Origin of the sequence: Pseudomonas sp. FBF18 (assembly GCF_024261405.1) — a bacterium.
Taxonomy (GTDB): domain Bacteria; phylum Pseudomonadota; class Gammaproteobacteria; order Pseudomonadales; family Pseudomonadaceae; genus Aquipseudomonas; species Aquipseudomonas palmensis.
This window is the reverse complement of the sequence record NZ_QKRS01000005.1, coordinates 200,406-214,547: the sequence shown is the minus strand read 5'-3', so window position 1 is coordinate 214,547 and position 14,142 is coordinate 200,406. Positions and strand designations below refer to the sequence as shown.

14 protein-coding genes are annotated in these 14,142 nt (G+C 66.4%); 8 read left to right on the top strand and 6 right to left on the bottom strand.

All coding sequences use genetic code 11. The features are described from left to right. Nucleotides 1–3: 3 nt before the first annotated feature. Both aroE and hemF read right to left on the bottom strand, forming a co-directional pair. Nucleotides 4–831, bottom strand: a complete 828-nt coding sequence (gene aroE / locus DN387_RS10760) for a shikimate dehydrogenase (protein WP_043862253.1) — start codon at nucleotides 829–831, stop codon at nucleotides 4–6. Between the two features lie 52 nt (nucleotides 832–883). After that, a complete protein-coding gene (hemF, locus tag DN387_RS10755; RefSeq protein ID WP_043862252.1) occupies nucleotides 884–1,810 on the bottom strand; it encodes an oxygen-dependent coproporphyrinogen oxidase in 927 nt (308 codons plus the stop codon). Nucleotides 1,811–1,965: 155 nt separating this feature from the next. Here hemF and DN387_RS10750 point away from each other — a divergent pair, with 155 nt between their 5' ends. After that, a complete protein-coding gene (locus DN387_RS10750) occupies nucleotides 1,966–2,943 on the top strand; it encodes an NADPH:quinone reductase (protein WP_054916045.1) in 978 nt (325 codons plus the stop codon). Between the two features lie 99 nt (nucleotides 2,944–3,042). On the opposite strand, the gene DN387_RS10745 is transcribed toward DN387_RS10750, so the two are convergent. After that, a complete protein-coding gene (locus DN387_RS10745) occupies nucleotides 3,043–3,600 on the bottom strand; it encodes an L-threonylcarbamoyladenylate synthase (RefSeq protein ID WP_043862251.1) in 558 nt (185 codons plus the stop codon). A gap of 39 nt (nucleotides 3,601–3,639) precedes the next feature. Further along, nucleotides 3,640–4,737 (bottom strand): DNA-processing protein DprA, encoded by a 1,098-nt coding sequence (gene dprA, locus DN387_RS10740; protein WP_054916046.1) that lies wholly within the window; start codon nucleotides 4,735–4,737, stop codon nucleotides 3,640–3,642. A gap of 209 nt (nucleotides 4,738–4,946) precedes the next feature. Between dprA and def the strand changes: the two genes are divergently transcribed. The 5 genes from def to DN387_RS10715 are packed head-to-tail and all read left to right on the top strand — an operon-like array spanning nucleotide 4,947 to nucleotide 9,470. Further along, complete coding sequence (gene def / locus DN387_RS10735; RefSeq protein ID WP_043862249.1) at nucleotides 4,947–5,453, top strand: peptide deformylase; 507 nt, start codon at nucleotides 4,947–4,949, stop codon at nucleotides 5,451–5,453. Between the two features lie 57 nt (nucleotides 5,454–5,510). Then, nucleotides 5,511–6,443, top strand: a complete 933-nt coding sequence (gene fmt / locus DN387_RS10730) for a methionyl-tRNA formyltransferase (protein WP_054916047.1) — start codon at nucleotides 5,511–5,513, stop codon at nucleotides 6,441–6,443. Then, the gene (gene rsmB, locus DN387_RS10725) at nucleotides 6,440–7,753 is read left to right on the top strand and encodes a 16S rRNA (cytosine(967)-C(5))-methyltransferase RsmB (protein WP_054916048.1); all 1,314 of its coding nucleotides are present in this window, start codon (nucleotides 6,440–6,442) and stop codon (nucleotides 7,751–7,753) included. The genes fmt and rsmB overlap by 4 nt, the downstream gene beginning before the upstream one ends. Nucleotides 7,754–7,772: 19 nt before the next feature. Next, nucleotides 7,773–9,146, top strand: coding sequence for a Trk system potassium transporter TrkA (trkA, locus tag DN387_RS10720; RefSeq protein WP_043862246.1), 1,374 nt, complete (start codon nucleotides 7,773–7,775; stop codon nucleotides 9,144–9,146). A gap of 12 nt (nucleotides 9,147–9,158) precedes the next feature. Beyond that, nucleotides 9,159–9,470 (top strand): tetratricopeptide repeat protein, encoded by a 312-nt coding sequence (locus DN387_RS10715; protein ID WP_054916049.1) that lies wholly within the window; start codon nucleotides 9,159–9,161, stop codon nucleotides 9,468–9,470. 107 nt (nucleotides 9,471–9,577) lie between these two features. On the opposite strand, the gene DN387_RS10710 is transcribed toward DN387_RS10715, so the two are convergent. Continuing rightward, nucleotides 9,578–10,465 carry a lysophospholipid acyltransferase gene (locus tag DN387_RS10710; RefSeq protein WP_054916050.1) on the bottom strand — a complete coding sequence of 296 codons (888 nt, stop codon included), beginning with the start codon at nucleotides 10,463–10,465 and terminating at the stop codon, nucleotides 9,578–9,580. 39 nt (nucleotides 10,466–10,504) lie between these two features. Next, on the bottom strand, nucleotides 10,505–11,056 hold the full coding sequence (locus DN387_RS10705) for a DNA-3-methyladenine glycosylase I (protein WP_043862243.1): 552 nt from the start codon (nucleotides 11,054–11,056) through the stop codon (nucleotides 10,505–10,507). An 81-nt stretch (nucleotides 11,057–11,137) separates the two neighbouring features. Between DN387_RS10705 and glyQ the strand changes: the two genes are divergently transcribed. After that, nucleotides 11,138–12,091 carry a glycine--tRNA ligase subunit alpha gene (gene glyQ / locus DN387_RS10700; protein WP_043862242.1) on the top strand — a complete coding sequence of 318 codons (954 nt, stop codon included), beginning with the start codon at nucleotides 11,138–11,140 and terminating at the stop codon, nucleotides 12,089–12,091. Then, nucleotides 12,088–14,142: a glycine--tRNA ligase subunit beta gene (gene glyS / locus DN387_RS10695; RefSeq protein WP_043862241.1), complete on the top strand. Its 2,055-nt coding sequence runs from the start codon at nucleotides 12,088–12,090 to the stop codon at nucleotides 14,140–14,142. Before glyQ ends, glyS begins: the two co-directional genes overlap by 4 nt.

Genomic DNA, 14,142 nt, shown 5'->3' with positions numbered 1-14,142 from the left:
GTTCTAGCCCCGCGCCAGCTGCCGGCGCAGCTCATCGAGCACCGGCCCGGTGTCCGGGCGCACCCCGCGCCAGATGAAGAACGCCTCCGCCGCCTGCTCAGCCAGCATTCCCAGCCCGTCCAGCACCTTGGCCGCACCGTGCTCGGTGGCCCAGCGACAGAACGGCGTGGGCTCCTTGGCATACATCATGTCGTAGCACACGGTCACGCCCGGTTCGATCAGGCTCGCGGCAATCGGCGGCATCTCGCCGGCCAGGCTCGCCGAGGTGGCGTTGATGATCAGGTCCACCGGCTCTTCCAGCCAGCTGAAGCCGCTGGCGGCCACCGGCCCCAGGTCGTCGAACTCGCGGGCCAGCTGCTCGGCCTTTTCTACCGTACGGTTGGCAATCACCAGCGACGCAGGCTCATGCGCCAGCAACGGCTCGAGCACCCCGCGCACCGCGCCGCCGGCCCCCAGCAGCAGGATGCGCTTGCCCTTGAGCTCGACCCCGGCATTCACCGTGAGGTCGCGCACCAGGCCGGCACCGTCGGTGTTGTCGCCCTGCAGGCTGCCGTCGGGCAGCCGGGTCAGCGTGTTCACCGCCCCGGCTCGCCAGGCGCGTGCGGTCAGGCCGTCACCCACCAGGCGGTAAGCTTCCTCCTTGAAGGGCACGGTGACGTTGGCGCCGCTGCCCTGCTTGAAGAAGCCCAGCGCGCACATGCTGAAGTCGTCCAGCGGCGCCAGCAGGGTGTTGTACTCCAGCTGCTGGCCGGTCTGGTCGGCGAACAGCCGGTGAATCAGCGGCGACTTGCTGTGGCCGATCGGGTTGCCGAATACAACGTACTGGTCCATGACGCGTTTCCTGAGTCCGCCCGGCGAATCGGGCACGTTATCCACAATGGGTTCAGTGAGCGGCCTTGTCCAGGCCCAGCCAGTCGCGGTCCTGCAGGAAGTACTCGGTCAGGCGTGCTTCTTCGCTGCCCGGCGCAGCCTTCCAGTCATAGCCCCAGCGCACCTGCGGCGGCAGCGACATCAGGATCGACTCGGTACGGCCGCCCGATTGCAGGCCGAACAGGGTGCCACGGTCGTACACCAGGTTGAATTCCACGTAGCGCCCGCGGCGGAACTCCTGGAATTCACGCTGCTGGGCGGTGTACGGCTGCGCCTTGCGCCGTTGCACGATGGGCAGGTAGGCCTCGACGTAGGCATCGCCAATGGCGCGGATGAAGGCGAAGCAGGTGTCGAAGTCCCACTCGTTCAGGTCGTCGAAGAACAAGCCGCCGATGCCCCGCGGCTCGCCCCGGTGCTTGAGGTGGAAGTAGCGGTCGCACCAGGCCTTGTAGCGCGGGTACACATCGGCGCCGAACGGTGCGCAGGCCTGCTCGGCCACGCGGTGCCAGTGGATGCAGTCTTCTTCGTGGGCGTAGTAGGGCGTGAGGTCGAAGCCGCCGCCGAACCACCATACCGCCTCTTCGCCTTCCTTCTCGGCAATGAAGAAGCGCACGTTGGCGTGGGAGGTCGGTACATGGGGGTTGTGCGGATGGATCACCAGCGACACCCCCAGCGCCTCGAAACCACGGCCAGCAAGTTCGGGGCGGTGCGCGCTGGCAGACGGCGGCAGGCCGCTGCCGAACACGTGCGAGAAGTTGACCCCGCCTTTTTCGATGACGTTGCCTTCGCCGATCACCCGCGTGCGCCCACCGCCACCGGCTTCGCGTACCCAGGCGTCCTCGACGAAGCGGGCGCCGCCGTCTTCGCTTTCCAGGGCGGCGCAAATCCGGTCTTGCAGGTCGAGCAGGTAGGCCTTCACGGCCTCGGTGCGGGTAGTCATCAGGTCACCTTGGAAACGGGCTAGGGCCGGGCCAGGCGGGGGCCGGCGCTGAATTCGGCGCGTAGCATACCACCGGCGGCAGGCCACCCGCAGTTGACGGCGATCAAGCAAAGGCGTCCGATAGGGGTTTTCCCGGATCCAGCAGGAGAGTGCAGATGGCCAAGCGTATCCAGTTCAGCCAGCATGGCGGCCCCGAGGTATTGACCCTGGTCGACTTCGAACCCGCCGCGCCCGGCCCGCAACAGGTCCGCGTGCGCAACCACGCCATTGGTCTGAACTTCATCGACACCTATTTCCGCAGCGGGCTGTACGCGCCGCCGGCACTGCCCTCGGGCCTGGGCACCGAAGCTGCCGGCGTGGTCGAGGCGGTGGGCGAGGGCGTGACGCGGATCAAGGTGGGCGATCGGGTGGCCTACGCTGGCGGTCCGCTGGGTGCCTACAGCGAGGTGCACACGCTGCCTGAAGCAAACCTGGTGAAGCTGCCCGAGAGCATCAGCTTCGAGCAGGCCGCCGCGGTGATGCTCAAGGGCCTGACCGTGCAGTACCTGCTGCGCCAGACCTACGCGCTGCAGGCCGGCCAGACGGTGCTGTTCCATGCCGCCGCCGGTGGGGTGGGTTCGCTGGCCTGCCAGTGGGCCAAGGCCCTGGGCGTGAAGCTGATCGGTACCGTGAGCTCGCCGGAGAAGGCGGCGCGGGCCAAGGCCCTGGGTGCATGGGAAACCATCGACTACAGCCGTGAAGACGTGGCGCAGCGCGTGCTGGAGCTGACCGGCGGCAAGAAGTGCCCGGTGGTGTACGACGGCGTGGGCCAGGACACCTGGCTGACCTCGCTGGACTGCCTGGCGCCGCGCGGGCTGATGGTGAGCTTCGGCAATGCGTCGGGCGCGGTGAGCGGAGTCAATCTGGGGATCCTGGCGCAGAAGGGCTCGCTGTATGTGACCCGGCCGACGCTGGCCAGCTATGCCAACAATGCCGAGAACACCCAGGCGATGGCCGACGAGCTGTTCGAAATGATCGCCAGCGGCAAGCTGGCTGTGGATATCCAGCAGCGCTATCCGCTGGCCGAAGCGGCCAAGGCTCAGGCAGAGCTGTCGGCGCGGCGGACGGTGGGGTCTACGGTGTTGTTGCCTTGATTCAGCAGTGACGCCATCGCGGGTCAAGCCCGCTCCCACAAGGTTATCCACAACGCCTGTGGGAGCGGGCTTGACCCGCGAAAAAGGCCCGAAGGGCCTTCAACCCGCTCTGACGACCTGCCCCGTGGCCAGGTCGCGAATCACGCTCGGGTTGCGCCGCCCGCCCAGGCTGCCGCCCAGGATCACATCCAGCTGCCCGTGGAAGTACTGTTCCACGCGCAGGCGCGAGCGCGCTGCCGGCCGGCCCTGCGGGTTGGCCGAGGTCGACACCAGCGGGCCCACCAGCGAACACAGGTCGCGCACCACCGGGTGGTCGCTGACCCGCAGCGCCACGGTGTCATGCACGCCGGTGATCCATTCCGGCAACATGCCCTGGTGCGGCACCAGCCAGGTATTGGGCCCCGGCCAGGTGCTGGCCATGCGGTCCAGCCACAGCTCGGGGAAGTCCTCGAACAAGAAGTCGAACTGGCGGATGTTGTCCGCAATCAGGATCAGCCCCTTGTTCACCGAGCGGGACTTGAGCGCCAGCAGGCGGTCCACCGCCTCCTCGTTCCACGGGTCACAGCCCAGGCCCCAGACCGCCTCGGTCGGATAGGCCAGTACCGCACCCGCCCGAATTTCCCGCGCGGCTTGTTGCACACGCCAACTGTTCACCATCGTTGTCACTCCGCGTTCAAAGGCTGGTACGCAGTGTACTTAGCCCGGCCGGGCAAACCAACGCCCCGCGTCACTGCACACACGCCCGTCCAGCTCCAGTTCGGTGAGCGTGGCCAGCACCTGGGGCAGGGCCTGACCGCTGGCCAGCGCCAACGCCTCGGTGGTGTGCGGCGCCGCCAGCAGCAACCCCAGCAGCGGGTGCACCACCGGCTCGGGGGCGGCCGACGGAAGGTTCTGCCAGCCACGCAAACTTTCCAGAATCTGCTCTATGCTCTCCACCAGCATCGCGCCGTCACGTATCAATTGATGGCAACCCCTGGCCCCCGGATGGTAGATGGAGCCAGGAATCGCGTACACCTCGCGCCCCTGTTCGGCCGCCAGGCGCGCGGTGATCAGCGAACCGCTGGCCAGGCTGGCCTCCACCACCAGCACACCGAGCGACAGCCCGCTGATGATGCGATTGCGCCGCGGGAAGTTGGCCGCCACCGGTCCGGCATCCAGCGGGAACTCCGAGACCACTGCGCTACCGCGCTCGGCCATGGCCTGCGCGAGGGCATGATGTCGCTGTGGATAAAGTTTTTGCAGGCCGGTGCCGAGCACGCCGATAGTGCGTCCGCCAGCATCCATTGCAGCCTGGTGAGCGGCACCGTCGACCCCCAGTGCCAGGCCGCTGGTAATCACGAAACCGGCCTGGGCCAGTTGCCTGGAAAACGCGGCCGCGGTGTCCAGGGCCGGGCGTGAAGCACGCCGGCTGCCGACGATGGCCACCTGCGGCTGCTCCAGAATCATCGGGTCGCCGGCAATGAACAGAAGGGGCGGGGCATCGCAAAGCTCGGCCAGCAAGCCAGGGTAGGTGGGGGCGTCCCACATCAGCAAATGCTGCCCGGGCCGCTCTAGCCAGGCCATTGCAGCCGCTGCGCCGGCGTAAGCCTCGGCACTGTGGCGGGCCGTTATGCTGGCCGGGCTGCGGCCCAGCGCCCGCCATTGTGTGGCGGGCGCATCAAGCGCGGCGGCCGCGCTGCCAAAGGCTTCCAGCAGCAGGCCAAAGCCCTTTGGCCCGATATCGGGAAGGCGGTGCAGGCGCAGACGTGCCTCGAGTTCAACCGGCGAGCACGCCGCAACAGGCGGGAGGGGCATCGGATCATCCTTGATCGAAGGCGGGTCAGCCACGCGTGAAAACCTGTGGATAACTCTGTTGATAATAGTTTGACAACTCGCCGCCCGGTGCGGGCCGCCAGTCGCCTTCAAAACCCTAGCCGACCTTGAGAAGGGTGCCGAACGCGCCGAATACCTTTATTATGTGCATTCATGTTTGCAACCCATCGCACAGTGCAGCTCATACGCTTATGGCCATCTTGAACATCCTCGAATTCCCGGACCCGCGCCTGCGCACCATCGCCAAACCGGTGACGGAAGTGGACGACAGCATCCGTCAGTTGATCGATGACATGTTTGAAACCATGTACGAAGCCCCTGGCATCGGCCTCGCCGCCACCCAGATCAACGTGCACAAGCGCGTGGTGGTCATGGACCTGAGCGAAGACCGCAGCGAACCGCGGGTCTTCATCAACCCCGAGCTGGAAATGCTCACCGACGACATGGACCAGTATCAGGAAGGCTGCCTGTCGGTACCCGGCTTCTACGAGAACGTCGACCGCCCGGTGAAGGTCAGGGTCAAGGCCCTGGATCGCGACGGCAAGCCCTTCGAACTGATCGCCGAAGGCCTGCTGGCCGTGTGCATCCAGCACGAATGCGACCACCTCAACGGCAAGCTGTTCGTCGACTACCTGTCGAACCTCAAGCGCGACCGCATCAAGAAGAAACTGGAAAAGCAGCACCGCCAGAACGCTTGATCCCTCATTCCAGAAGGCTTGCTCCGGCAAGCCTTTTTCTTTTTAAGCGAGAACTGCATGCGCATCGTCTTCGCGGGCACCCCCGAGTTTGCCGCCGAACACCTCAAGGCCCTGCTGGCCAGCCCCCATGAAATCGTCGCGGTCTACACCCAGCCAGACCGCCCGGCCGGCCGTGGCCAGAAGCTGATGCCCAGCCCGGTCAAGCAGCTGGCTGTGGATAACGCCATCCCGGTGCTGCAACCGCCGACGCTGCGCAGCCCCGAGGCGCAGGCCGAGCTGGCCGCACTCAAGCCCGACCTGATGGTGGTGGTGGCCTACGGCCTGATCCTGCCCCAGGCGGTGCTGGATATTCCGCGCCTGGGCTGCATCAACAGCCACGCCTCGTTGCTGCCACGCTGGCGCGGCGCCGCGCCGATCCAGCGCGCGGTGCAGGCCGGCGACGCCGAAAGCGGCGTGACGGTCATGCGCATGGAGGCCGGCCTGGACACCGGGCCGATGCTGCTCAAGGTCAGCACCCCGATCAGCGCCAGTGACACCGGCGGCAGCCTGCACGATCGCCTGGCCGAACTGGGCCCGCCTGCGGTGCTGCAGGCCATCGACGGCCTGGGCGCGGGCACCCTGCACGGCGAAGTGCAGGACGACGCGCTGGCCACGTATGCCCACAAGCTGAACAAGGACGAGGCGCGTCTGGACTGGTCGCGCCCCGCCAAGGAACTGGAGCGCCTGATCCGCGCCTTCAACCCGTGGCCGATCTGCCACAGCACCCTGGGCGGCGAAGCCCTCAAGGTGCTGGGTGCGCGCCTGGCCGATGGCAAGGGGGCGCCGGGCGAGATCCTGTCTGCCAGCAAGGACGGCCTGATCGTGGCCTGCGGCGAGCAGGCGCTGTGCCTGACCCGCCTGCAACTGCCCGGCGGCAAGGCGCTGAACTTCAGCGACCTGTACAACAGCCGCCGCGAAAAATTCGCCAGCGGCACGGTGCTGGGCCAATGAACCCGCGTCTGGCCGCCGCCCGCGCCCTGGCCGCCGTGCTCAGCGGCAAGGCCTCGCTCAACAGTTCGCTGCCCGCCCAGCTGGACAAGGTCGAGGCCCGCGATCGCGGCCTCACCCAGGACCTGGCCTTCGGTACCGCACGCTGGCAGCCACGCCTGTCGGCACTGGCCGAGCGCCTGCTGCAAAAGCCGTTCAAGGCCGCCGACAAGGATGTCGAGGCGTTGCTGCTGGTGGGCCTCTACCAGCTGCTGTACACCCGCGTGCCGGCCCACGCCGCCATCGGCGAAACGGTCGGGTGCGCCGACAAGCTGAAAAAGCCCTGGGCCAAGGCCCTGCTCAATGCCGTGCTGCGCCGCGCCCAGCGCGAGAGCAGCGAGATGCTTGCCGAACTCGAACGCGACCCGGTGGTGCGCACCGCGCACCCGCGCTGGCTGCAGAAGTCGCTCAAGGCTTTCTGGCCCGAGCAGTGGGAAGCCATCTGCGCCGCCAACAATGCCCACCCGCCGATGATCCTGCGGGTCAACCGCCGCCACCACAGCCGCGATGCCTACCTGGGCCTGCTGCGCGAAGCCGGCATCGATGCCGCGCCGTGCACGTACAGCCGTGACGGTATTCTGCTCGCCGAGGCCTGCGACGTGCGCGGTTTGCCGGGCTTCGAACAGGGCTGGATCAGCGTGCAGGACGAAGCCGCGCAGCTGGCCGCCGACCTGCTCGACCTGGCGCCCGGCCAGCGCGTGCTCGACGCCTGCTGCGCCCCCGGCGGCAAGACCTGCCACCTGCTCGAGGCGCATGCCGGGCTGGAGGCGGTGGTGGCCATCGACCTGGAAGCCAAGCGCCTGACCCGCGTGCGTGAAAACCTCGACCGCCTGGGCCTGGATGCCCAGTTGATCGCCTGCGATGCCCGCGACACCGCCAGCTGGTGGGACGGCAAGACCTTCCAGCGCATCCTGCTGGACGCTCCCTGCTCGGCCACCGGTGTGATCCGTCGCCACCCGGACATCAAGCTGACCCGCCAGGCCGATGACATCGCTGCCCTGGCCAGCCTGCAGGGCGAGCTGCTCGACGCGCTGTGGCCAACCCTCGAAGTGGGCGGCATCCTGCTCTACGCCACCTGCTCGACCCTGCCGACCGAGAACACCGAAGTGATCGAGGCGTTCCTGGCCCGCACGCCGGGCGCGCGCGAGCTGGACCTGGCCACCGAGGCCGGCATCCGCCAGCCCCATGGCCGGCAGTTGCTCGCGCAGGAAGGCGGCCACGATGGCTTCTACTATGCCAAGCTGATCAAGATCGCCGCCGTTCGCGGACACTAACCAGCACAAGGGAGAGCGGATGAAGATCATCATCCTGGGCGCGGGGCAGGTCGGCGGCACGCTGGCCGAGCACCTGGCCAGCGAAGCCAACGACATCACCGTGGTCGACACCGATGGCGACCGCCTGCGCGATCTGGGCGATCGCCTCGACATCCGCACCGTGCAGGGCCGCGCCTCGCTGCCGACGGTGCTGCGCCAGGCCGGTGCGGATGATGCCGACATGCTGGTGGCGGTGACCAACAGCGACGAGACCAACATGGTCGCCTGCCAGGTGGCCTACACCCTGTTCCACACCCCGACCAAGATTGCCCGGGTTCGCGAGTCGGCCTACCTGACCCGCAGCGGCCTGTTCAACAACGAGGCGATCCCGGTCGACGTGCTGATCAGCCCCGAACAGGTGGTCACCCACTACATCAAGCGCCTGATCGAGCACCCCGGCGCCCTGCAGGTGATCGACTTCGCCGAGGGCAAGGTCCAGCTGGTGGCGGTCAAGGCCTACTACGGCGGCCCGCTGGTGGGCCAGCAGCTGCGCCAGATCCGCGAGCACATGCCCAACGTGGACACCCGCGTGGCGGCGATCTTCCGTCGCGACCGGCCGATCAAGCCACAGGGCGACACGGTGATCGAGGCCGACGACGAGGTGTTCTTCATCGCCGCCAAGAACCACATCCGCGCAGTGATGGGCGAGCTGCGCCGCATCGACGAAACCAACAAGCGCGTGGTGATTGCCGGCGGCGGGCAGATCGGCGAACGCCTGGCCGAGGCCATCGAGAGCCGCTACCAGGTCAAGATCATCGAGATGAACGCGGCCCGTTGCCGCTACCTGTCCGACACCCTCGACAGCACGGTGGTGCTGCAGGGCAGCGCCTCGGACCGCGACCTGATGCTGGAAGAGAACATCGCCGACGCCGACATCTTCCTGGCCCTGACCAACGATGACGAAGCCAACATCATGTCCTCGCTGCTGGCCAAGCGCCTGGGCGCGAAGAAGGTGATGACCATCATCAACAACCCGGCCTATGTCGACCTGGTGCAGGGCGGCGAGATCGACATCGCCATCAGCCCGCAGCAGGCCACCATCGGCACCTTGCTGGCCCACGTGCGCCGCGGTGACATCGTCAGCGTGCACTCGCTGCGCCGTGGCGCGGCCGAAGCCATCGAGGCCATTGCCCACGGCGATTCGAAGTCGAGCAAGGTGATCGGCAAGGCCATCGAGGACATCGCGCTGCCGCCGGGCACCACCATCGGTGCGATCATCCGCGACGAGCAGGTGCTGATCGCCCACGACGACACGGTGATCGAGTCCGGCGACCACGTGATCCTGTTCGTTGTGGATAAAAAGTACATCCGCGACGTGGAGAAGCTGTTCCACGTGGGCCTGAGCTTCTTCTAGGGAGAAACCGGAATGCGCGAATCACTGGAAAAGATGCTGGCCAAGGGTGTGGATAACTCGCTGCTGCGCTTCGGCCTGGGCAAGGCCTGGCTGGATGAGGGCAACGGCGCAGAGGCCGCGCTGCACCTGCGCCGCTGCGTGGAATTCGACCCCAAGTACTCGGCGGCGTGGAAGCTGCTGGGCAAGGCGTATCAGGTGCAGGGCGACGTGGCCGGCGCGCGCCAGGCCTGGACCGAAGGGCTGGATGCAGCGCAGGCGCATGGGGACAAGCAGGCGGAGAAGGAGATGACGGTGTTTCTCAGGAAGCTCGACAAGGCTGTTTAGGGCTGCTGTGCAGCCCATCGCGGGTCAAGCCCGCTCCCACAGGTACAGAGCAGATCCTGAGATCACTGATATCCCTGTGGGAGCGGGCTTGACCCGCGAAGGGGCACTCAGTACCAGCGCGTCTCGCCCGGCGGGCGCTTCTTGAAGCGCTTCATGCTCCACATGTACTGGCTTGGATACGCCCGCACATAACGCTCCACCACCTTGCTCATGGCCGCCGCCGAGGTCTCCACGTCGGTGCTGTACATCGCATCCGGCGCCGCTTCCAGGATCACCTTGAAGCCCGAACCGTCCGGCAGGCGCAACGCATGCAGGAACACCCCCACCGCCTTGCCACCGGCCAGCATGTTCGGCACGAACTTGCTGGTCAGTGCCTTGGTGGCAAAGAACGGCACGAACACCCCCGCCGATTCCGCCGGCTCCGGGTCGGCCGGAATGCCCACCTGGCCGCCCTTGCGCACTTCCTTGATGATGCTGAGGATGCCTTCCTTGGTCGACGCCGCCACTCGGTTGCCCAGTTGCACGCGCTGTTCGCGCAGCAGGTCATCCACCGCCTTGAGCTTGGGCGGACGGTAGAAGATGATCGGCTTGCACTGGCTGCAATAGAAGTGGTTGAGCACTTCCCAGTTGCCCAGGTGGCTGGTGATGCCCACCACGCCCTTGCCCGACGCCAGTGCCTCGTGCAGCACCTCCAGGCCCTCGACCTCGCGCACCAGGTCGATGGAGCGCTGCGCCGGCCAGATCCACGCACAGGCGCTTTCGGTGAACGACTTGCCGATGTCCATCAGCGTGCGGCCCACAAGGCGCTCGCGTTCGGCCGGGTCCATCTCGGGGAAACACTTGGCCAGGTTGATACGCACCACGTTGCGCGAGCTGTTGGGCACCTTCCACATGATCCAGCCGATGGCCGCGCCAACCCGCTGTACCGCGCCCCAGGGCAACTTGGCAAACAATCGCAACGCCCCGACCATCAAGGCGCCCTTGAACTTATCCACAGGCAGGTTCCTCCTTCTGCAAGCCGCGCATTGTAACCGTCAGCGGCGCAGGGCGGCGTAACGATCGCAATCGGTGGTGTGATCCATGACCATGCCAGTGGCCTGCATGAAGGCATAGCAGATGGTCGGCCCGACAAAGGTGAAGCCGGCCTTCTTCAGGGCCTTGCTCATGGCCGTGGCCTCGTCGGTCACGGCCGGCACCTCGTTGCGCTGGCTGAAATGATTGATTTTCGGCACCCCGCCGACGAACGACCAGAGCCACTGCGCCGGCTCGTCCAGCGCCAGCCAGGCCCTGGCGTTGCGCCGCGCGGCGTTGAGCTTGAGGCGGTTGCGGATGATGCCGGGGTCGAGCATGCGCTCCTCGATCTCGGCATCGGTCATCTGCGCCAGGCGCTGCGGGTCGAAGCCGAACAGCACCTCACGGTAGCGCTCGCGCTTCTTCAGCACCGTGATCCACGACAACCCGGCCTGAAAGCCTTCGAGCAGCAGCATTTCGAACAGCGCGCCAGGCTCGCGCTGGGGCGTGCCCCACTCGCTGTCGTGGTACGCCTGGTACAACGGATCATCGGTACACCAAAAGCAGCGTGGCATAAGGCTCCAAGGGTAGAGGCGGGGGCGAATCGGGTTATACTCCCGCTCTTTATATTCGCAGCCCTGGAAAAGGTGAATTTCGTGAGCCAGCCTACGCCAGCCGTGCGTACCTTCCAAGACCTGATCCTCGCCCTGCAGCAGTACTGGGCCGAGCAAGGTTGTGTGGTACTTCAGCCCTACGATATGGAAGTAGGCGCCGGCACTTTTCATACCGCCACCTTCCTGCGCGCCATCGGCCCGGAAACCTGGAACGCCGCTTATGTGCAGCCCAGTCGTCGCCCGACTGACGGCCGCTACGGCGAAAACCCCAACCGCCTGCAGCACTACTATCAGTTCCAGGTGGTCCTGAAGCCGAACCCGGACAACTTCCAGGAACTGTACCTGGGCTCGCTCAAGCACGTGGGCCTGGACCCGCTGGTGCACGACATCCGCTTCGTCGAAGACAACTGGGAGTCGCCGACCCTGGGCGCCTGGGGCCTGGGCTGGGAAGTCTGGCTCAACGGTATGGAAGTGACCCAGTTCACCTACTTCCAGCAGGCCGGCGGCATCGAGTGCTACCCGGTCACCGGCGAGATCACCTACGGTCTGGAGCGCCTGGCCATGTACCTGCAGGGCGTGGACTCGGTCTACGACCTGGTATGGGCCGACGGCCCGTTCGGCAAGGTGACCTACGGCGACGTGTTCCACCAGAACGAGGTGGAGCAGTCCACCTACAACTTCGAGCACGCCAACGTCGACAAGCTGTTCGAACTGTTCGACTTCTACGAGAGCGAAGCCAAGCGCCTGATCGAACTGGACCAGCCGCTGCCGCTGCCAAGCTATGAAATGGTGCTCAAGGCCTCGCACACCTTCAACCTGCTGGATGCACGTCGCGCCATCTCGGTGACCGCGCGTCAGCAGTACATCCTGCGCGTGCGCACCCTGGCGCGTGCCGTGGCCCAGGCCTACCTGCTGGCCCGTGCCAAGCTGGGCTTCCCGATGGCGACCCCGGACCTGCGTGACGAAGTATTGGCCAAGCTGGAGGCTGCACAATGAGTGCTCAAGATTTCCTGGTAGAACTGGGCACCGAAGAGCTGCCACCCAAGGCCCTGAACACCCTGGCCGAAGCCTTCCTGGCCGGCATCGACAAGGGCCTGCAAGCGGCCGGCCTGAGCTTCGAGAGCAAGACCGTGTACGCCGCACCACGTCGCCTGGCGGTGCTGATCACCGCCCTGGCCACCCAGCAGCCGGACCGCAGCGTCAACCTCGACGGCCCGCCACGCCAGGCCGCGTTCGACGCCGACGGCAACCCGACCCAGGCTGCCCTGGGTTTTGCCAAGAAGTGCGGCGTGGACCTCAGTGAAATCGACCAGAGCGGGCCGAAGCTGCGCTACAGCCAGAACATCGTCGGCAAGCCGACCGCCAGCCTGCTGCCGACCATCGTCGAAGACTCGCTCAACGACCTGCCGATCCCCAAGCGCATGCGCTGGGGTGCACGCAAGGAAGAATTCGTGCGTCCGACCCAGTGGCTGGTGATGCTGCTCGGTGACCAGGTCATCGATTGCACCATCCTCGCCCAGAAGGCCGGCCGCGACTCGCGTGGCCACCGCTTCCACCACCCTGAAGCCGTGCGCATCACCTCGCCTGCCAACTACCTGGCCGACCTGCGCGCCGCCTATGTGCTGGCAGACGCCAACGAGCGCCGCGAGCTGATCAGCAAACGCACCGCCGAACTGGCCACCCTGCAGGAAGGCACCGCGATCGTGCCGCCGGCCCTGCTCGACGAAGTGACCGCGCTGGTCGAATGGCCGGTGCCGCTGGTGTGCTCGTTCGAGGAGCGTTTCCTCGAGGTGCCGCAGGAAGCCCTGATCACCACCATGCAGGACAACCAGAAGTACTTCTGCCTGCTGGACGTGGACGGCAAGCTGCTGCCGCGCTTCATCACCGTGGCCAACATCGAGAGCCGCGATCCGAAGCAGATCATCGAAGGCAACGAGAAGGTCGTGCGCCCGCGCCTGACCGACGCCGAGTTCTTCTTCAAGCAGGACAAGAAGCAGAAGCTCGAAAGCTTCAACGAGCGCCTGCAGAACGTGGTGTTCCAGGCACAGCTGGGCAGCGTGTTCGACAAGGCCGAGCGCGTGGCCAAGCTGGCTGCGTTCATTGCCCAGCGCATCGGCGGCGACGCCCAGCGCGCGGCGCGTGCCGGCCTGCTGTCCAAGTGCGACCTGGCCACCGAGATGGTTGGCGAGTTCCCTGAAATGCAGGGCGTTGCCGGCTACTACTACGCCCTCAACGACGGCGAACCCGAAGACGTCGCCCTGGCCCTGAACGAGCAGTACATGCCGCGCGGTGCCGGTGCCGAACTGCCCTCGACCCTGACCGGTGCGGCCGTGGCCATCGCCGACAAGCTCGACACCCTGGTCGGCATCTTCGGCATCGGCATGCTGCCAACCGGCAGCAAGGACCCCTATGCCCTGCGCCGCGCCGCCCTGGGCGTGCTGCGTATCCTGATCGAGAAGCAGCTGGACCTGGACCTGAACGAGGCGGTGAACGTCGCCGTCGCCCAGTTCGGTGCCAAGGTCAAGGCTGCCGGCCTGAGCGAGCAGGTGCTGGAATTCGTCTTCGACCGCCTGCGTGCGCGTTACGAAGATGAAGGCATCGACGTGGCCACCTACCTCTCGGTACGTGCGCTCAAGCCAGGCTCGGCACTGGACTTCGACCAGCGCGTGCAAGCCGTGCAGGCGTTCCGCAAGCTGCCGGAAGCCGCAGCCCTGGCTGCGGTGAACAAGCGTGTGTCCAACCTGCTGAGCAAGGCCGAAGGTTCGGTGGCTACCTCGGTAGAGCCCAAGTACTTCGACAACGCCAACGAGTTCTCGCTGTACTCAGCCATTCAACAGGCCGATCAGGCGGTACAACCGATGGCCGCTGCGCGTCAGTACAGCGAGTCGCTGGCGCGCCTGGCCGCGCTGCGCGAGCCGGTGGATGCGTTCTTCGAGGCGGTGATGGTCAACGCCGACGACGCCAACGTGCGAGCCAACCGTTATGCCCTGCTCAGCCGCCTGCGCGGCCTGTTCCTGGGCGTGGCCGACATCTCGCTGCTGGGGTAG

Excerpts from the sequence above, each read along its gene's own strand:
- DN387_RS10705 (WP_043862243.1), bottom strand. The coding sequence starts at position 11,056 with ATGCCACGCTGCTTTTGGTGTACCGATGATCCGTTGTACCAGGCGTAC.
- trkA (WP_043862246.1), top strand. The coding sequence starts at position 7,773 with ATGAAGATCATCATCCTGGGCGCGGGGCAGGTCGGCGGCACGCTGGCC.
- hemF (WP_043862252.1), bottom strand. The coding sequence starts at position 1,810 with ATGACTACCCGCACCGAGGCCGTGAAGGCCTACCTGCTCGACCTGCAA.
- def (WP_043862249.1), top strand. The coding sequence starts at position 4,947 with ATGGCCATCTTGAACATCCTCGAATTCCCGGACCCGCGCCTGCGCACC.
- dprA (WP_054916046.1), bottom strand. The coding sequence starts at position 4,737 with ATGCCCCTCCCGCCTGTTGCGGCGTGCTCGCCGGTTGAACTCGAGGCA.
- glyS (WP_043862241.1), top strand. The coding sequence starts at position 12,088 with ATGAGTGCTCAAGATTTCCTGGTAGAACTGGGCACCGAAGAGCTGCCA.
- DN387_RS10715 (WP_054916049.1), top strand. The coding sequence starts at position 9,159 with ATGCGCGAATCACTGGAAAAGATGCTGGCCAAGGGTGTGGATAACTCG.
- rsmB (WP_054916048.1), top strand. The coding sequence starts at position 6,440 with ATGAACCCGCGTCTGGCCGCCGCCCGCGCCCTGGCCGCCGTGCTCAGC.
- DN387_RS10745 (WP_043862251.1), bottom strand. The coding sequence starts at position 3,600 with ATGGTGAACAGTTGGCGTGTGCAACAAGCCGCGCGGGAAATTCGGGCG.
- fmt (WP_054916047.1), top strand. The coding sequence starts at position 5,511 with ATGCGCATCGTCTTCGCGGGCACCCCCGAGTTTGCCGCCGAACACCTC.
- aroE (WP_043862253.1), bottom strand. The coding sequence starts at position 831 with ATGGACCAGTACGTTGTATTCGGCAACCCGATCGGCCACAGCAAGTCG.
- DN387_RS10750 (WP_054916045.1), top strand. The coding sequence starts at position 1,966 with ATGGCCAAGCGTATCCAGTTCAGCCAGCATGGCGGCCCCGAGGTATTG.